The 19,850-nt window shown below is 34.8% G+C and carries 10 protein-coding genes, 1 tRNA gene and 1 pseudogene; 11 read left to right on the forward strand and 1 reads right to left on the reverse strand.

Features of this window, described 5'->3' with window-relative positions; translation table 11 throughout:
- Positions 1-65 precede the first annotated feature (65 nt).
- A complete protein-coding gene (locus tag AAFN75_RS09365; protein ID WP_411806100.1) occupies positions 66-1,454 on the reverse strand; it encodes a dipeptidase in 1,389 nt (462 codons plus the stop codon).
- 174 nt (positions 1,455-1,628) lie between these two features.
- Between AAFN75_RS09365 and AAFN75_RS09370 the strand changes: the two genes are divergently transcribed.
- The 11 genes and pseudogenes from AAFN75_RS09370 (at position 1,629) to AAFN75_RS09420 (ending at position 19,848) form a co-directional block, all read left to right on the forward strand.
- Positions 1,629-1,710 (forward strand) — tRNA-Leu (locus AAFN75_RS09370).
- Between the two features lie 213 nt (positions 1,711-1,923).
- Positions 1,924-2,337: an HYC_CC_PP family protein gene (locus AAFN75_RS09375; protein ID WP_411806101.1), complete on the forward strand. Its 414-nt coding sequence runs from the start codon at positions 1,924-1,926 to the stop codon at positions 2,335-2,337.
- Positions 2,338-2,448: 111 nt separating this feature from the next.
- A complete protein-coding gene (locus AAFN75_RS09380) occupies positions 2,449-6,177 on the forward strand; it encodes an efflux RND transporter permease subunit (RefSeq protein WP_411806102.1) in 3,729 nt (1,242 codons plus the stop codon).
- Positions 6,174-7,391 carry a TolC family protein gene (locus tag AAFN75_RS09385; RefSeq protein ID WP_411806103.1) on the forward strand — a complete coding sequence of 406 codons (1,218 nt, stop codon included), beginning with the start codon at positions 6,174-6,176 and terminating at the stop codon, positions 7,389-7,391. Before AAFN75_RS09380 ends, AAFN75_RS09385 begins: the two co-directional genes overlap by 4 nt.
- Before the next feature lie 3 nt (positions 7,392-7,394).
- Positions 7,395-9,737 carry a multicopper oxidase domain-containing protein gene (locus AAFN75_RS09390; protein ID WP_411806104.1) on the forward strand — a complete coding sequence of 781 codons (2,343 nt, stop codon included), beginning with the start codon at positions 7,395-7,397 and terminating at the stop codon, positions 9,735-9,737.
- Positions 9,738-9,752: 15 nt separating this feature from the next.
- Positions 9,753-12,251: a heavy metal translocating P-type ATPase gene (locus AAFN75_RS09395; RefSeq protein WP_411806105.1), complete on the forward strand. Its 2,499-nt coding sequence runs from the start codon at positions 9,753-9,755 to the stop codon at positions 12,249-12,251.
- 19 nt (positions 12,252-12,270) lie between these two features.
- Complete coding sequence (locus tag AAFN75_RS09400) at positions 12,271-12,753, forward strand: DUF305 domain-containing protein (protein WP_411806106.1); 483 nt, start codon at positions 12,271-12,273, stop codon at positions 12,751-12,753.
- Positions 12,743-14,521, forward strand: a pseudogene (locus AAFN75_RS09405) (efflux RND transporter periplasmic adaptor subunit). Before AAFN75_RS09400 ends, AAFN75_RS09405 begins: the two are co-directional and overlap by 11 nt.
- A gap of 34 nt (positions 14,522-14,555) precedes the next feature.
- Positions 14,556-14,996: a heavy-metal-associated domain-containing protein gene (locus tag AAFN75_RS09410; protein ID WP_411806107.1), complete on the forward strand. Its 441-nt coding sequence runs from the start codon at positions 14,556-14,558 to the stop codon at positions 14,994-14,996.
- A 107-nt stretch (positions 14,997-15,103) separates the two neighbouring features.
- A complete protein-coding gene (locus AAFN75_RS09415; protein WP_034043595.1) occupies positions 15,104-15,415 on the forward strand; it encodes a DUF6660 family protein in 312 nt (103 codons plus the stop codon).
- 98 nt (positions 15,416-15,513) lie between these two features.
- Positions 15,514-19,848 (forward strand): CusA/CzcA family heavy metal efflux RND transporter, encoded by a 4,335-nt coding sequence (locus tag AAFN75_RS09420; RefSeq protein ID WP_411806108.1) that lies wholly within the window; start codon positions 15,514-15,516, stop codon positions 19,846-19,848.
- The last annotated feature ends 2 nt before the right edge of the window (positions 19,849-19,850 follow it).

Here is a 19,850-nt window from a genome sequence, read left to right on the forward strand (position 1 = left end):
TTTTGCCGCCATATATGGCAAAAAAAGATATAATGGAAAGCGCGACCCTTGTGGTAACGCCCAAATTACTTTGATAACTCGGTAAAATATTTGTAAAACAAAGGTATGGTTTCTATGCCTTTTAGGTAGTTCCAGACTCCAAAATGTTCGTTTGGGGAATGGATGGCGTCGCTGTCTAGACCAAAGCCCATTAAAATGGTTTTACTTTTTAACTCTTGCTCGAAAAGGGCAACAATGGGTATGCTGCCGCCGCTACGTTGTGGTATTGGGGTTTTTCCGAATGTGTCTTGGTAGGCTTTACTTGCAGCTTTGTAGCCCACACTATCGATAGGTGTTACGTAGCCTTGTCCGCCGTGGTGCGGGGTTACTTTTACGGTTACGCCTTGTGGGGCGATGTTTTCGAAATGTTTTTTAAATAATTTTGTAATGTTTAGCCAGTCTTGATTTGGGACCAAACGCATAGAAATTTTTGCGTAAGCTTTACTTGCAATTACGGTTTTGGCACCTTCGCCGGTGTAACCACCCCAAATGCCGTTAACGTCTAGTGTTGGGCGTATGGAATTGCGCTCGTTGGTTGTGTATCCGACCTCGCCGTAAACAGCGTTAATATCTAAAGCTTTTTTATAAGTATCTAAATTGAATGGTGCTTTAGCCATTTCTGCACGTTCTTTTTGTGATAATTCTTCAACGTTATCGTAAAACCCAGGAATGGTTATATGATTGTTTTCGTCGTGAAGCGATGCAATCATTTTGGTTAAAATATTTATTGGATTTGCTACTGCGCCGCCATAAAGACCCGAGTGCAAATCGCGATTTGGTCCTGTAACTTCTACCTCGACATAGCTTAAGCCGCGTAAACCAGTGGTTATGGAAGGGACGTGGTTTGCAATCATTCCGGTGTCGGAAATTAATATAACGTCGTTTTTAAGTTTTTCGGTGTTGTTTTTTACAAAGGTTGCTAGGTTGGCGCTTCCTACTTCTTCTTCGCCTTCAATCATAAATTTAACGTTGCAAGGCAGCTGGTTGGTAGCCGTCATGAACTCCATAGCTTTTACATGCATGTACATTTGTCCTTTGTCATCGCAGGCACCACGGGCAAAAATAGCTCCGTCGGGATGTTTATCTGTTTTTTTAATTATGGGCTCGAAAGGTGGCGAGTCCCATAAATTTATAGGATCTGGCGGTTGCACATCATAATGTCCATAAACTAAAATGGTTGGTAGGTTTTTATCAATTATTTTTTGGGCATATACAATAGGGTAGCCGTCTGTTTTGCAAATTTGGACAGTATCGCAGCCTACTTTTTCTAGGCTATCCTTAATAGCATCGGCCGTTTTTAAAACATCTTTTTTATAAGCTTTATCTGCACTTATTGATGGAATTTTTAATAGATCGATTAATTCTGTTAAGAATCTTTCTTTGTGTTCTGCTATGTAAGATTTGATTTGATTCATTGAAAATTTTATGTGGATATAATCAAAAGTATAAAAAAGAAAGTTTTTTGGCCCTATAAAGTTTGCAATTTAAAAATGTTGTTTATATTTGCAGTCCTTTTGCGGGCGTGGTGGAATTGGTAGACACGCTAGACTTAGGAATTAGGCAAGAAAAAGTTATTAAAATATTAAAATGCGGGAGTGGTGGAATTGGTAGACACGCCAGACTTAGGATCTGGTGCCGCGAGGTGTGAGAGTTCGAGTCTCTTCTCCCGCACATTTTAAACTGCGTTATCGTAGACAAAAGCTTCTCAATTTTGAGGAGCTTTTTTTGTTCAGGTACAACATAGGTACAACATTTTCATTTTTTATTAGATTCATTTAATTTGAAATGAATTAGTGGTTTTTGACTGTAATTACTATTACAGAATACTTAAACTCTTGTTAATTAATTACTATCATTTCAAAATTTCGTAACTTTGCAATCAGTATGAAACAAGTATTCCATAAAATAATGTCTTTGTCAATGGCTTTTGTAGTGTTATTCTCTACAATGTCATTTACCCTTAGTATGCATTATTGTGGAGATACTTTGGTAGAAACTGCTATGTTCCATAAAGCTGAAGGATGCGGAATGGAAATGGATAATCCTTCAACTAAAGGTTGTTCTATTACAAAAAAGAATTGTTGTAATGATGAACAATTGGTAGTTGATGGGCAAGACGAACTACAACTGCAAGTTGACAAAATTTCTTTAGAGCAACAGGTATTCATCGCTTCATTTGTTTACACTTATATTAACCTTTTTGAAGGTTTAGACAACAATGTATCTTCTTTTGAAGAATACGAACCACCACTCGTCATAAAGGAAATCTTCAAGATTGACGAGACTTATTTAATTTGATTTTTAAACAATAGACTGTTTTATCCTATGACTGTATGATGTCATAAGGATAATTTGCTGTATTCGGTGTTTTCTTAACGCCAATGTCTAACTGTTTAATAATCAAAGCTAATGCTAAATAAAAGCATCAAATTTTTAATAGAAAACAAACTCGTAGCAGTTTTGCTACTCGTCCTTTTCGTTGGATGGGGAACTGTAAACGCACCTTTTAATTGGGACACAGGATTTTTACCAAGCAACCCTGTAGCGGTAGATGCCATTCCAGATATTGGAGAAAATCAACAAATTGTATTTACAAAGTGGGATGGTCGTTCGCCACAAGATATAGAAGACCAAATTACTTATCCTTTAACGACTTCTTTACTCGGTATTCCAGGAGTAAAAACCATTCGTAGTTCTTCTATGTTTGGGTTTTCAAGCATCTATATCATTTTTGAAGAAGATATAGAATTCTATTGGAGTCGCAGTCGAATTCTAGAAAAACTCAATTCATTACCAAGTGGATTATTACCAGAAGGTGTTAATCCTGCATTAGGACCAGATGCCACAGGTTTAGGACAAATATTTTGGTACACTCTTGAAGGTCGAGATGAAAACGGAAATGTTACTGGTGGTTGGGATTTACACGAACTGCGTAGCATTCAAGATTACTATGTAAAATATGCTTTATCTACTGCAAGTGGGGTTTCTGAAGTAGCTTCCATTGGTGGTTATGTTCAGGAGTATCAAGTTGATGTCAATCCAGAGTTGATGCGTCAATATAACATTGGTTTAAACCAAGTTGTAAAAGCGGTTAAAAGTAGCAATCAAGATATTGGTGCGCAGACTTTAGAAATCAATCAAGCTGAATATTTAGTGCGTGGTTTGGGTTATGTGAAATCTGTTGAAGATATTGAAAATGCTGTAGTTACTTCCGAAGATTTTACTTCAATTAAGATTAAAGACATAGCTAAAGTATCATTAGGTCCAGCAACACGAAGAGGCATATTGGATAAAGAAGGAGCAGAGGTTGTTGGTGGTGTTGTAGTGGCGCGATATGGTGCTAATCCGATGGAAGTCATTAACAATGTAAAAGCGCAAATTGAAGAACTAAAAGGAGGATTACCAACAAAAGTATTGGCAGATGGACGAACATCTCAATTAACAGTAGTTCCTTTCTATGATCGTACCGAACTTATTCAAGAAACATTAGACACACTAAACGAAGCATTAACACTAGAAATATTAATTACCATTTTGGTTATTATTGTTATGGTTTTCAATTTAAGAGCTTCTGTTTTAATTTCTGGATTGTTACCTGTTGCAGTATTAATGGTATTTGTTACCATGAAACTGTTTAACGTAGATGCCAATATTGTAGCACTTTCTGGTATTGCTATTGCTATTGGAACTATGGTAGATGTAGGTGTCATTCTCGCAGAGAATATGATTCGCCATCTCGATGACGAAAAATTAAGACTACGAGAAGATGGTACAGAGTTAACAACAAATGAAGTAGTTTATAATGCGACTGCCGAAGTTTCTGGAGCAATTTTAACTGCGGTATTGACTACAATTATCAGCTTTGTTCCTGTATTTACAATGATTGGTGCAGAAGGAAAATTGTTTAGACCTTTAGCATTTACCAAAACGATGGCATTATCAGCATCTTTGGTTATTGCTTTGTTTTTAATTCCGCCATTTGCAGCTTATTTATTCAGAAAAACATCACTTAAAAGTTCATTTAAATACATTATAAATGGTGCTTTAATAATTGCTGGAATCGCAATTATGGTTACTGGATATTGGCTAGGGATTATTTTAATTGCTTTTGGTATTACAGGTTTACTTGGAGTTTTGGGTAAACTAAATAAGAAAAATAGCAATCTTGTAAATATTATTATTTCATGTACTGCCATTATATTTTTACTTGCCGAATATTGGAGACCATTAGGCTTTGACAGAAGTATTCTAGTAAACTTAATTTTTGTGGCTATTATTTGCTTCGGAATTTTAGGAATATTTTCCATTTTTAGAAGGTACTATGGTCAAATTTTAAATTGGGCTTTAGCAAACAAGTTATTGTTTTTAATTATTCCAGCAACTGTGCTTGTTTCTGGAGGGTGGATAATGAATAATACAGGAAAAGAATTTATGCCATCTCTAAACGAAGGCTCTTTTCTATTAATGCCAACCTCATTACCACATTCCGGTGTTGAGGAAAATAAACGCGTGCTTCAGCAATTAGATATGGCTGTAGCCACCATTCCAGAAATTGAAACCGTAGTAGGAAAATCTGGTAGAACAGAATCTGCATTAGACCCTGCACCTTTATCTATGTACGAAAACATGATTCAGTATAAATCTGAATACATGCGTAATTCAAAAGGAAAAAGACAACGTTACAAAGTAAACGACGATGGTGCTTTTGAGTTGAAAGATGGAACATTCATCGCCAACCCTAATAATTCAGAAAATACTGTTTTTACAAAAGTTGGACATGCTCAACTTATCGAAGATAATGATGGCGAATTCTATCGTAATTGGCGACCAGAGATTAATAGTCCTGATGATATTTGGAATGAAATAGTTAGAGTTACCAAATTACCTGGTGTTACTTCTGCACCAAAATTACAACCGATAGAAACCAGATTGGTAATGCTTCAAACTGGTATGCGTGCACCTATGGGAATAAAAGTAAAAGGACAAGATTTAAAACAAATTGAAGCGTTTGGATTGCAACTAGAAACCATTCTTAAACAAGCAGAAGGTGTAAAAGAGCAAGCTGTCTTTGCAGATAGAATTGTAGGGAAACCTTATTTACTTATTGATATTGATAGAGAAAAAATAGCACGTTATGGTGTGTCTATAGAAGATGTACAAAGTGTGTTGAAAGTAGCAATTGGTGGTATGGCTATAACGCAAACTGTTGAAGGAAGAGAGCGCTATGCTGTTCGAGTTAGATATCCTAGAGAGCTGCGTGGAAATCCAGAAGATATTAAAGGAATTTATATTCCTGTTGAAAAAGGAAGTCCAGTTCCATTAAGTGAATTAGCAACTATTAGATATGAACAAGGTCCGCAAGTCATTAAAAGTGAAGACACCTTTTTAGTCGGCTATGTGTTGTTTGATAAATTAGATGGATTTGCAGAAGTGGATGTTGTTGAAAATGCACAAGCATTGTTTCAACAGAAAATAGATTCAGGAGAATTAACTGTTCCTAAAGGCATCAGCTATAAATTTACTGGAACTTACGAAAATCAGTTACGAGCAGAAAAAACGCTTTCAGTCGTCGTTCCATTAGCACTTGCTATTATTTTCTTGATTTTGTATTTCCAGTTCAAATCTGTTACTACTTCACTAATGGTTTTTACAGGAATAACGGTTGCATTTGCAGGTGGTTTTATAATGATATGGCTGTACGGTCAAGATTGGTTTTTCAATTTCAGTTTGTTTGGAGAGAATATGCGGGATCTTTTCAATATGAAAACCATCAATTTAAGTGTCGCTGTTTGGGTAGGTTTTATAGCATTATTTGGTATTGCCACCGATGATGGTGTTGTAATGGCAACCTATCTCACGCAAACTTTTGAGCGTGAAAAACCTTCTGATAGAAAGAGCATTAGAACTTGCGCTTTACAGGCAGCCGAAAAACGTATTCGTCCTTGTTTAATGACTACTGTAACTACCATTTTGGCGCTGTTGCCAGTATTGACATCCACAGGAAAAGGAAGTGATATTATGATACCTATGGCAATTCCAATATTTGGAGGAATGGTTATAGACATTACCTCTTACTTTATTGTGCCAGTATTATATAGCTGGAGAGAAGAGTTTAAATTAAAAAGAGCAAACAAATGAATAGAATAATTTATACACTCATAGGTTTATTAGCTTTTAGTGTTTCTAATGCACAAGAATTAGAAACACTTATTGATGAAGCATTAAATAACAATCCTGAAATTCAAAAGTTTGAATTACAGTATAGTATTGCCTCAGAAAAAGTGAATGAAGTAAATACATTGCCTAATACCGAATTTGGTGTGGGTTACTTCGTAAGCGAACCAGAAACCCGAACAGGGGCGCAACGCTTTAAAGTATCAGCTAAACAAATGTTGCCTTGGTTTGGGAATATAACTGCAAGAGAAAACTATGTGAGCGCTTTGGCAGATGCTAAATACGAAGATATTGTTATTGCCAAAAGAAAACTTATGGCATCGGTATCACAATCCTATTACAATCTTTACGCTAATAAAGGAAAACAAGACGTTTTAAGCGAGAATATTAAACTACTTAAAACTTACGAAACATTGGCTTTAACATCGGTTGAAGTAGGCAAAGCTTCAGCTGTAGATGTTTTACGATTACAAATGCGTCAAAATGAAATGCAACAATTATTAGATGTTTTGAGTCAACAGTTTTTAGCGGAGCAAACTACTTTTAATAAGCTTTTAAATCGTGATAAGGATGTACAAGTTTCAGTAGTTATTGAGTTAATGATTCCTTCAGAAGATTTTGAAATCAATTCTGAGAATTTAGCCCTTCATCCTGAATTACTGAAATTCGATAAACTCTATCAGTCGGTAGAGCAATCTGAATTATTAAACCAAAAAGAAAGTAGTCCAATGATTGGTTTCGGTTTAGATTATATCAATGTTGATAAACGTCCTAACATGGATTTTAGTGACAATGGAAAAGATATAATCATGCCAATGGTATCAGTATCTATTCCTCTATTCAATAATAAGTACAAATCTCAAACCAAACAAAATGAGTTGCAACAGCAAGAGATTTTGGCACAAAAACAAGAGCGCACAAATACTTTAGAAACACTATTAGATAAAGCAGTAAACGATAAGGTTTCAGCAAGAATAAGTTATGCAACCCAAACGAAGAACTTAAAGCAAGCTAAAGATGCTGAAGAGATTCTTATTAAAAATTACGAAACAGGAACGATTGATTTTAATGACGTTTTGGACATACAAGAATTGCAATTGAAGTTTCAAATGAATCAAATTGAGTCAGTTAAAACCTACTATGTGCAAACCACAATTATTAATTATTTAATTCAGTAAACAATGAAAACAGTTAACATAATTATATTCTTATTCTTAACGTCAACTGTATTTGCCCAAGTCGGGACAAATGGAAATGACAGAAAAGAAGAAGGAAGAAACATAAAAGAATATAACCTCACTATAGAAGAAAATGAATTAACGCTCGCAGGAGTTACAGCCAATGGTATGACAATAAACGGGAGTGTGCCTGGTCCTACATTAGAATTTAATGAAGGCGACCTTGCCATAATTAATGTTACCAATAAAATGGATGAAGAAACCTCTGTGCATTGGCACGGGTTAATACTTCCTAATTTTTATGATGGTGTACCATATTTAACCACGCCACCAATAAAACCAAATACAACATTTCAATATAGAATTCCTATCAACCAATCTGGTACGTATTGGTATCACTCACATACTATGTTACAAGAGCAGAAAGGAGTTTACGGTTCAATAGTTATTCAGCCTAAAGAGAAAACATTTGAATATGACACAGATTTAGTCGTAGTACTTTCTGATTGGACAAATGAAAAACCAATGAACGTATTGCGTAACCTTAAAAGAGGAAACGAGTGGTATCAAGTTAAAAAAGGTACAGCAGTTCCATTAAGCAGAGTTATAAAAGAAGGTGCATTAGGTGCGCAATTTAAGTTTTGGCGCGATAGAATGGAAGGCGCAGATATTGCAGATATTTATTACCCTGCATTTCTTTCTAATGGTAAAAAACTTGCAGAATATCCAAAGTTTAAACATGGAGAAAAAGTAAGACTTCGGTTTATCAACGCCTCTGCCTCAACTTATTATTGGATGGATTTTGGAGCAGGTAATGCTACAGTCGTTTCAAGTGATGGTGTCGATGTCACACCAGTCAATAAAAGTAGGTTTCTCTTTGGTATAGCAGAAACCTATGATGTCATAGTTACGATACCAAACGGTACATTAGAAGTAACTGCAACCGCACAAGATGGGTCGGGCTACACATCAATTCGTTTGGGTACTGGAAAACTTTTTCCTGCAACTGTAATAGATAGACCAGACAAAGTAGCAATGATGAAGCAAATGGCAAAAATGGATATGAAAATGGGAGCACCTGCAATGGCAGGTAATCAAAAGAAAAATACACCTAAAGCTTTAATGGAAAAGTATGGAATGAAGATGGATATGAAAGACGGCAGCATGAAAATGGAGATGAACAATATGATGTCGATGAAAGATGGTAAGATGAATGACCAAATGGATATGAAGATGAATGAAAAGGATAAGATGGAAATGAAAAAAGACTCAATACCTATGAAACATGACATGTTTATGATGCAAAAAGATAGGACTTCGTTTGATTATGATGCACGTAAAACATATTTCAACTATGACTTTTTAGAGGCAAAAGAAAATACTACTTATAAGTCCGACATACCTATAAATGATATTTTACTTAATCTAACTGGTAATATGCAACGCTATGTATGGAGTATGAATGGTGTGCCATTATCCGAAACCGATAAAATTAAAATAAAAAGTGGAGAGGTTACAAGAATAACCTTAAATAACTTAACAATGATGCACCACCCAATGCATCTTCACGGTCACTATTTCAGGGTTATTAATGAAAACGGAGAACGCTCGCCATTAAAACATACGGTTAATGTGCCACCAATGCAAAAAGTAGTTATTGAATTTTATAACGAAGAATATGGCGATTGGTTTTTTCATTGTCACGTATTATATCATATGATGGGTGGTATGGCAAGAGTATTTAGTTATGACACACCACGAGATGAAAGGATGGAAGCATATCCAGTTCAAAAACTCATCAATGAAACTGATCATTATTATTCTTGGGGAAGTGCTCGTGCAGGTTCAAATTTCACAGAATTAAACCTTATGTCCAGTAATATTAGAAATGAATTTAGTTTAAGAACCGAATTGGATTATAATAAAAATCTTGAAGCAGAAGTAAATTATAACCGATACTTAAATGATTGGGTACGTGTTTATGCAGGTTTAAACACCGAAACATCAACACCAGATTCTTATGACACGTTTAATACCGTAGGATTAGTTGGCGTTAAATATTTCACACCATATAGATTTAATGTAGATGTGAGTATGGACCATCAACTGCGTCCTAGAATTCGCTTAGATAGAGAGCTTCTACTTTTTCCAAGATTTTTTATAGAAGGCGAATATGAATATAGAGCTGACTTTGGTTGGGTCAATAATTTGGAGAATAATAATTCATACGAAGGCGAAACCCAATGGTTGGTTGGAGCCTCTTATATTTTATCACGAAATTTTTCAATTCAAGGAAACTATAACAACCGATATGGTTGGGGTGGCGGACTTTTGGTAAGATTTTAATTATAAAAGTAAACAATGAAACATACATATCACATACACGGAATGACTTGCAACGGTTGTCGAAGTCACGTAGAAGAAATACTTTCAAAAGTGAAGGGTGTTTCTAAGGCTTCTGTTGATTTAGAAAAAGCAGAAGCAACAATAGAAATGGAATCTCATATTCCAATAGAAAGGTTTCAAGAAGCTTTAAAGAAGGATGGCGGAAAATATAGTATTCATAAATTAGGGGAGCATCATCACACCAAAGTAGAAAAGGAACAGCAGCCAAAAGGAAAAGGCACAGGTACTTTTTATTGTCCTATGCATTGCGAAGGCGATAAGACCTATGATAAATCAGGCGATTGTCCTGTATGCGGAATGGATTTGGTCGAAGAACAAAATCTATCCACAACTTTATCAGAGCAATGGACGTGTCCCATGCATCCAGAAATAATAAAAGATGAAGCAGGTACTTGTCCTAAATGCGGAATGGATTTAGTACCAATGGAAGCAGATAGTTCAGCAGAAGAGAAAACCTATAAAAAGTTATTAAAGAAGTTTAAGATTGCAGTAATATTCACATTGCCAATTTTCTTAATGGCAATGAGCGAAATGTTAACCAATAATCCATTGTATGACATCATGGAACAAAAATATTGGAATTGGATTCAGTTTGTATTATCCATTCCAGTTGTATTTTATGCCACTTGGATGTTCTTTGAACGTGCCTATAAAAGTATAAAAACGTGGAATCTTAATATGTTTACACTTATTGGAATAGGTGCTGGTGTTGCTTGGTTATTTAGTGTTTTTGGTATGTTTTTTCCAGACATTTTTCCAAGTCAGTTCAAAACGGAATCTGGAGCAGTACACGTTTATTTTGAAGCAGCAACCGTTATCCTAACATTAGTGCTTTTAGGTCAACTTTTAGAAGCTCGTGCGCATAGTAAAACCAATTCAGCAGTAAAAGAATTGTTAAAGCTAGCACCCAATAAAGCTATAAAAGTTGTAGATGGCGAAGATGTTGAAGTTACCATCGATGCTATTGAATTAAATGATATTCTAAAAGTAAAACCAGGCGATAAAATTCCTGTGGATGGTTCGATAACAGAAGGAGATACAACTATTGATGAGTCAATGATTACTGGAGAGCCAATTCCCGTTAATAAAACAGTAAATGATAAAGTAAGTAGCGGAACAATAAACGGCAACCAGTCTTTTTTAATGAAAGCTGAAAAAGTGGGGAGTGATACGTTACTCTCTCAAATCATCCACATGGTTAACAATGCCAGTAGGAGTCGTGCGCCAATTCAAAATTTAGCCGATAAAGTGTCAGGTTATTTCGTGCCTGTTGTGGTCATTATCTCTTTACTAACTTTTGCGGTTTGGGCGATTTGGGGACCAGAACCAGTTTATGTTTATGCCTTTGTAAATGCTATTGCTGTTTTAATAATAGCTTGTCCTTGTGCGTTGGGGTTAGCAACACCTATGTCTGTAATGGTTGGTGTTGGTAAAGGTGCTCAAAATGGTGTATTAATTAAAAATGCTGAAGCACTTGAAAAAATGGATAAGGTTACTACACTAATTGTAGACAAAACAGGAACTATTACTGAAGGAAAACCAACCGTTGAAACAGTAGGTTCTTTTGATGCTGATTTTAGCGAAAGTGACATTCTGGAATATATTGTTTCATTGAACAAAAACAGCGAACATCCATTGGCAGAAGCTACCGTTAAATATGGAAAACAAGAAAACGCAGAAATTTTAAAATCCGAAGATTTTAGTGCCGTTACAGGTAAAGGTGTAGAAGCTACTGTTAATAATAAAAAGGTGGCATTAGGAAATCCTAAGATGATGGATTATGCCAATGCTGAGATAACCTCGCAAATGGAGGAAGAAGCTAAAGTTTATCAAAAACAAGGGAAAACAGTTTCTTATTTATCAATAGATAAAAAGGTTACTGGTTATGTAGTAATAGGCGATAAAATTAAGGAAACTAGCGCCAAAGCCATTAAAGAACTTCAAGACAAAGGTATTGAAGTCATCATGTTAACAGGCGATAATCACGACACAGCACAAGCAGTAGCAACAGAATTAAATCTTACAGATTTTAAAGCAAGTATGTTGCCTGAGGATAAACTTAAAGAAGTAGAGAAACTACAAGAAAAAGGAAAGGTTGTTGCTATGGCAGGCGATGGTATTAATGACGCACCAGCACTTGCTAAAAGTGATGTAGGTGTCGCAATGGGTACAGGAACAGATGTAGCTATAGAAAGTGCCATGATAACCTTGGTAAAAGGCGATTTGCACGGTATTGTCAAAGCTAAAAATTTAAGCGATGCTGTAATGAAAAACATTAAACAGAATCTATTTTTTGCACTTATCTATAACACATTAGGTGTGCCGATTGCAGCAGGTGTTTTGTTCCCGTTTTTTGGAATTTTATTATCGCCAATGATTGCAGCATTAGCAATGAGTTTTAGTTCGGTTTCAGTTATAGCCAACGCATTAAGATTAAGAACAATTAAAGTTTAACTATAAAATCAAAATAATTATGGAAAATTCAAATCAACACTCAAATAAAGGAAACTATAAAACATTTTTTTTAATGTTAGGATTGTCATTTATAGCAATGTATATAACCATGTACTTAAATACCTATGCCATAGACCATGTATATTTCAGCTTGACTCGCTTTTATATGGTGTGTTTAGGGATTTCAACAATGGCAGTTATTATGTTACTATTCATGCTGAAAATGTATAAAAACAAAAAGAAGAATATTGCAATACTTATAGGAAGCTTAGTGCTTTTTATAAGTGCATTAGGATTAGTTAGAGCGCAAGCGCCAATTGTAGGAGACGTACTTTGGTTAAAAGGGATGATTCCACATCATTCCATTGCTATACTAACAAGTGAACGTGCAGATATTCAAGACCCAGAAGTTAGAAAGCTGGCAGATGATATTATTGAAGCGCAACGTAAGGAAATAGAAGAAATGAAAGCAATGATAAAACGATTACAAAATGAAAAATAATAAAATAGTCATTTACATAGGAATATTAGCAGTAGGACTTTTGTTAGGATGGTTTCTTTTTGGTAATTCATCTACTAAAGAAACTGAACACAATCACAAAGCAACTACAGAAACCAACCAAATGTGGACGTGCTCAATGCATCCACAGATTATGCAACCAGAGGCTGGAGATTGCCCAATTTGCGGTATGGATTTAATTCCTGCTGAAAGTAGTTCTGAAGGATTATTAGCAGACCAATTCAAACTTACAGAAAACGCTATTGCATTGGCAAACATTCAAACGTCAATTGTTGGTAATGGCAAAACAGGAGATAATACAGTTAAATTATCAGGGAAAATTGTAGAGAATGAAGAAGCTAATGCTGTACAAGTCAGTTATTTTTCTGGAAGAATAGAGCGCCTAAATGTGAGTTTTACAGGCGAAGAAGTGAGAAAAGGACAGTTGTTAGCAACTATTTATTCGCCAGAATTGTATGCAGCGCAACAAGAGCTCATTACAGCAGCTTCATTAAAAGAATCACAACCTGCATTATATAAAGCTGTGCGCAACAAATTAAAATTATGGAAGCTTTCTGAAAATCAAATAAATCAAATTGAAACTTCTGGTAAGGTTAAAGAAAACTTTCCTGTGTATGCAACGGTTTCAGGAACAGTTTCTGAAAAGTTAGTAGAACAAGGCGATTATATCAAACAAGGTCAGCCTTTACTCAAAATAGCAAATCTAAGTACAGTTTGGGCAAATTTTGATGTGTATGAAAATCAAATCGATTTATTTAAAAAAGGACAAGAGATTTCAATCACTACCAATGTTTATGCTAATAAAGAATTTAAAGCTAAAGTAGATTTTATAGACCCTGTTTTAGATACGAAAACAAGAACTGTGAAATTAAGAGCGGTACTCAATAATAAACAGGACGTTTTTAAGCCAGGAATGTTTGTTGAAGGGAAAATTAAAGGAAAGACTTCAAGTAACGAACAAGTATTGACTATTCCATCTACAGCTGTTTTATGGACAGGAGAGCGTTCTGTTGTCTATATAAAAACAGACCCTACTTAGCCTGTTTTTGAAATGCGCATTATTACATTAGGTAATCAAATTGGCGATAATTATGAGGTGTTAGAGGGTTTGAAAATTGACGATGAGATAGTAACAAATGGAACATTTACCGTTGATGCAGCAGCCCAATTACAAGGCAAAAAATCAATGATGAATAAAGAAGGTGGTAAAGTTATGACTGGTCATGAAGGACATCTTGGAATGGAAAAGGATCCTTCAGCAAATAATGAGAATCATTCTAATATGAATGGGAGGATAAAAGTTTCTAAGAACTTTCAAAATCAATTGAAAGTAGTTTTTAATGATTATATCAAATTAAAAGACGTTTTGGTTAAAGATGATACTAATAACGTAATGACAGAATCAAAAAGACTATTGGGCAATTTATCTAAGGTTGATATGAAGCTATTAAAAGATAAAGAGGCTCATGGTCATTGGATGTCATTAGAAAAAGAAATAAAAGCATCGGCAACATTAATTTCAAACACATCAAATATTGAATCACAACGAAATCATTTTAAGCACCTCTCATCACATTTAATTAGTACAATTCAAACTTTTGGTATCAATGAAAAAGTCTTTGTTGAGTTTTGTCCGATGGTAGACGATAACAATGGTGCATACTGGTTGAGCAAGGAAGAAAAAGTAATCAACCCATATTTTGGTGGTGCAATGCTAACCTGTGGAGAAGTAAAACAAGTAATAGAATAATAAAAATCAAATAATAACAATTAAATTTTAAACAATGAAAAAAGTAATTTTAAGTGTAGCTGTAGTAATGGCTATAGGTTTAACAAGTTGTAAAAACGAAACCAAGCAAGAAACAACAGAAACAAAAACGGAAGTATCTAAAGATATTGCTATGGCAGACATATCTTTTGGTGTTAGAGGTAATTGTGGAATGTGTAAAAAAACCATTGAAAAAGCTGCAAACAAAGTTGATGGTGTTGTAAGTGCAAATTGGGATGTAGATAAAAAGAAAATTGACGTGTCTTTTGACGATACTAAAACAGATGCAATGGCAATCCATAACGCAATTGCAGCATCAGGTTATGATACTGAAAAAGTAGCAGGAAGCGAAGAAGCATATAGTAATCTGCCAGGATGTTGTAAATATGAACATGATATGGTAATGAATCAATCAGGAGATAAAAATGAAGAGGATCATTCAGACCATGACCATTAATAATAATTATAGAAGAGCCTTGTTAATTAAGGCTCTTCTATAATAAAAGTTACATGCATACGTTATTTGCAACACCATTGCATTAAATAATTTATATCTTTGCTACGATGAAATTTTTAGCCTTCATATTATCAATTTATATTTTCGCGCTTAATTTAGCACCTTGCGAAGATAATGCTACGCTTGATAATGAGGTTCAAACAGAAATTTCACAAGGAATGGACAATGACCATCAACATCAAGATTCAGATTTATGTTCGCCTTTTTGTATTTGTCAATGCTGCCATGTAAGTGCTGTGCATTTTGATATTCCAGATTTAAAATTAGACATATCTTTTATTTCCACAAAAGATGTTTTATACCTAAACGGTTCAGAAAAAGACTTCACAAATTCCGTTTTACAACCACCACAAGTATAATGAATACCTGCAAACGCAGGTATATTATAAATCTATGCTACCATCGATACCAGTTGGTAACTATTCTTTATTTATAAATTCATTATAACTATAATTCTATGATTAATAAAATCATTGATTTTTCAATCAATAACAAATTCATCATTGGTTTGCTAACACTTACCATTGTTGGAGCAGGTATTTGGAGTATGACCCAAGTACCAATCGATGCTGTTCCAGATATTACCAACAACCAAGTACAAGTCATTACACAAGCACCAAATTTAGGAACAGAGGATATTGAGCAAATTATTACTTATCCAGTAGAGGTGGCAATGAGTAATCTGCCTAATGTTCAAGAAATTCGTTCAATTTCTCGTTTTGGCTTATCAGTTGTTACCATAGTTTTTGACGATGATATGGGAACATATCTGCCGCGTCAATTAGTCGCTGAAAAACTCAACGACATTAAAGGACAAATTCCCGAGGGATTCGGAGAACCTTCAATGGGGCCTATTTCATCTGGTCTTGGAGAAATATATCAATACACACTTAAAGTCAAAGCAGAATATAAGGACAAATATTCGGTTACTGATTTGCGCACCATGCAAGATTGGATAGTACAACGTCAAATGGCAATGGTTGAGGGTGTTGTTGAAGTTAATGCTATTGGTGGAAAAATTAAGCAATATGAAGTCGCTGTCGACCCAAATGAGTTGCGAGCAATCGGATTAACAATTACCGATGTCTTTGAAGCGTTGGAAAACAACAATCAAAATACAGGTGGTGCATATATCGAAAAGAACCATCAAGCCAATTTTATTCGTGGCGAAGGCTTAGTGCGTAGTTTGGATGATATTAAAAAAATTACAGTAAAAAATATAAATAATATTCCTATAACTATTGGAGACATTGCCAAAGTGCAATTTGGCTCTGCTATACGTTACGGCGCATTAACACAAGATGGCGAAGGCGAAGTTGTAGGTGGTTTGGTAATGATGCTTAAAGGGGCTAATTCAAACGATGTTATCGAGAATGTAAAAGAGCGCATGGCTCAAATAGAAAAGTCATTACCCGAAGGTGTAATTATTGAACCTTTATTAGACCGAAGTAAATTAATAGCAGAAACTACATCAACTGTAGCAACAAACCTTATTGAAGGCGCATTAATTGTAATATTTGTACTCATTTTTTTATTAGGAAACTGGCGAGGTGGTTTAATAGTAGCATCCACTATCCCATTATCGTTGTTGTTTGCCTTTATATTGATGAATGTATTTGATGTGTGGGCAAACCTAATGAGCTTGGGTGCGATTGATTTTGGAATCATTGTAGATGGAGCAGTAATAATAGTTGAAAGTACTGTATTTCTCATTACATCCCGAGTACTTAAAAAGAAGAGCCTTACAGCAAAAGAAAGAGATAAGGTAGCTTCAAATGCTTCAAAAAAAATGATGAATGCTGCGTTTTTCGGTCAGCTTATTATCCTTATTGTTTTTCTTCCAATTCTGGCTTTACAAGGTATTGAAGGGAAAATGTTTAAACCAATGGCATTGACATTCATTTTCGCAATGATTGGCGCCATGGTGCTTTGTTTGACCTATGTGCCAATGATGTCTGCCTTGATTTTAAGAGCACCAAAAAACGACAAAAAATCATATGGCGATAAATTTGTGCATTGGGTAGAACGTAAATATCAACCGTTGTTAGAAAAAGCCTTAAAGAAAGGTAAACTAATAATTGGTGTTTCTGTTGTTTTATTTGGTATTGCAGTCTTTATGTTTACGAGAATGGGAGGCGAATTTATACCACAACTTGATGAAGGAGATATTGCGTTTCACGCCATTTTAAAACCAGGTAGTTCCCTTAAAGAAACTATTGAAACGACTACAAAAATTGAACAAATTGTAAAGGCAAAGTTTCCAGAAGTTGAAAAAATTGTAAGTCGAATTGGTGTTGCTGAAATTCCAACAGACCCAATGCCAATGGATTTGGCTGATGTTTTTGTAATTCTGAAGCCAAAAAGCGAATGGACAACAGCCATTACAAAAGATGAATTGATAGAGAAGATGAAAGAAGCGGTTGAAATCGTTCCAGGTGTTAACTATGAATTTACACAACCTATCGAAATGCGCTTCAACGAATTACTAGAAGGTGTTAGAGAGGACATTGCCATAAAACTTTATGGAGAAGATATAAATGTACTGTCTCAAAAAGCAGAAGAAATATCTCAAATTATTGCAGGTACAGAAGGTATTGGAGATATGAAGGCCGAAGCCACAACAGGCTTACCACAAATGACCATTACCTACAATAGAAATAAATTAGCACAATACGGACTGCAAATAAATACTTTAAATCAAATCGTTCAATCGGCTTTTGCAGGTGGAACAGCAGGAATTATTTTTGAAGGCGAAAAGCGATTCGATTTAGTGGTAAGGTTAAATTCTCAAAACAGAAAGGATATTTCAGATGTTCAAAATTTATATATTAATTTACCGTCTGGTACTCAAATTCCACTTCGTGAAGTTGCAGATATAAGCTACAAAGCAGGCCCAATGCAAATAAGCAGGGATAATACAAACAGAAGGACCTATGTTGGTATTAATGTAAGAGGGCGTGATGTAAAATCTTTAGTAACCGAGATTAAATCAAAGTTAGACGCTAAACTTGAATTACCAACTGGCTATTTTATTAGGTATGGTGGTGCATTTGAAAACTTAGAACGTGCAAGTAACAGATTACAAACTGTAGTTCCAATTGCGTTATTGCTCATTTTTGTACTTATTTATTTTGCTTTGAAATCGTTGCCACAAACTTTAATGATTTATATCGCAATTCCTATGGCAACCATTGGTGGTGTAGTAGCATTGTGGTTAAGGGATATGCCCTTTAGTATTTCGGCAGGTGTAGGTTTTATTGTTTTGTTTGGCGTCGCTGTTCTTAACGGTCTGGTAATGATAAGCGGACTGAATGAGTTGAAAGAAGAAGGTGTTACCAATCTTAAAGATAGAATTATAGAAGGTACAAAACGAAGAATTAGGCCAATTATGCTGACGGCTTTTACAGATGTTTTAGGGTTTTTACCTATGGCAATTTCAGCATCAGCTGGTGCAGAAGTACAAAGACCTTTAGCGACGGTTGTAATTGGTGGTTTACTAACCTCTACATTATTAACATTGTTCGTGTTGCCGATATTATATCATTGGGTAGAAAGCAAATCATTCAAGTTTAGAGCAAATAAAAAAGTAATTATCGTTACTGTAATGGTAGCTTTTATGTTTTTGTTGCCAATAACAGGAAACGCCCAAGAAGTTAATGATACGTTACCAATTATTTCAATGAATGAAGCGGTTAAATTATCAAAAGAAAATTTTCCGCTTTTAAAACAAAAGCAATTAGAAATTAGCAAACAAGAACAGTTAAAAAGTACAGCTTACGATTTTGGTACATCTCAAATTTTTACTGGAGGCGAGGAAATTAATAACGGAAATGGTATTTATACGACTATTGGAATTGGTCAAAGTAACATTGATGTGTTCGGTATTTCTGCAAAAAAGCGATTGCAAGAACAACGCATTCAATTAGCTCAAAAGGCGTTTCAGCTTTCAGAATTAGATTTAGAATTGGAAGTGAAAAAGGCGTGGGCAAATGCCTTGCAGAGTAAAAGGAATTATAATTTATACAAAGAGTTAGATTCTATATATACCAATTTTGAAAAAGCTGTAGCATTGAATTTTGAAGTAGAAGCTATTTCAAGGTTAGAATATTCAGCAGCTAAAAATCAAGCCTTACAGATTCAAAATAGATTTATGCAATCAAAAAGTGACTATGCTATTGCATTACAACAGTTAAATCTATGGCTGGTTTCTGATACATTCTATACGGTTCCTAATGATTTTGAAATTACTAGCGACATTGATGTTAATACGTTTAACCTAGAAGAACATCCCTTAAATAGCATAGCACAATTACAGGTAACAGAAGCAGAAGCAACATATAAGGCTGCCAAAGCAGATAATTTACCCAAGTTAAATCTTCAAGGTGGATTACAAAACGTAAATGGAAATTCAGGGTTTTACACCTATCAAGCAGGTATTTCAATTCCTTTTTTGTCAGGTACTAATAAAGCGAAAGTTAAAACCGCAAAAATCGATAAGGAAATTGCAGAAATGAACATTCAGTTCAAAAAACAAGACCTACAATCCAAGTTTCTACAATCAAAAGAGAATTATCAAAAATGGAAAACGTCTTGGCTTTTCTATAAAAATGAGGTGTTACCACTTGTGAAAGAACAAAAAGTGGGTGCTTTATTTGCCTATAAAGAAGGAGAGGTAGATTATACAGGGTTTACACAACTCATAAAAGAAGCTATTCAATCTGAATTACAAGCTCAAGAAGCATTAATAAATTATTTAGGAAGTACATTTCAACTACAATATTTTAATAAATAAGA

Source organism: Algibacter sp. AS12 (assembly GCF_046736315.1).
Classification (GTDB): domain Bacteria; phylum Bacteroidota; class Bacteroidia; order Flavobacteriales; family Flavobacteriaceae; genus Algibacter_B; species Algibacter_B amylolyticus.

Bases quoted from the DNA above. Each gene is read 5' to 3' on its own strand.
- AAFN75_RS09380 (WP_411806102.1), top strand. From the start codon at position 2,449: ATGCTAAATAAAAGCATCAAATTTTTAATAGAAAACAAACTCGTAGCA.
- AAFN75_RS09390 (WP_411806104.1), top strand. From the start codon at position 7,395: ATGAAAACAGTTAACATAATTATATTCTTATTCTTAACGTCAACTGTA.
- AAFN75_RS09365 (WP_411806100.1), bottom strand. From the start codon at position 1,454: ATGAATCAAATCAAATCTTACATAGCAGAACACAAAGAAAGATTCTTA.
- AAFN75_RS09415 (WP_034043595.1), top strand. From the start codon at position 15,104: ATGAAATTTTTAGCCTTCATATTATCAATTTATATTTTCGCGCTTAAT.
- AAFN75_RS09410 (WP_411806107.1), top strand. From the start codon at position 14,556: ATGAAAAAAGTAATTTTAAGTGTAGCTGTAGTAATGGCTATAGGTTTA.
- AAFN75_RS09420 (WP_411806108.1), top strand. From the start codon at position 15,514: ATGATTAATAAAATCATTGATTTTTCAATCAATAACAAATTCATCATT.
- AAFN75_RS09385 (WP_411806103.1), top strand. From the start codon at position 6,174: ATGAATAGAATAATTTATACACTCATAGGTTTATTAGCTTTTAGTGTT.
- AAFN75_RS09395 (WP_411806105.1), top strand. From the start codon at position 9,753: ATGAAACATACATATCACATACACGGAATGACTTGCAACGGTTGTCGA.
- AAFN75_RS09400 (WP_411806106.1), top strand. From the start codon at position 12,271: ATGGAAAATTCAAATCAACACTCAAATAAAGGAAACTATAAAACATTT.
- AAFN75_RS09375 (WP_411806101.1), top strand. From the start codon at position 1,924: ATGAAACAAGTATTCCATAAAATAATGTCTTTGTCAATGGCTTTTGTA.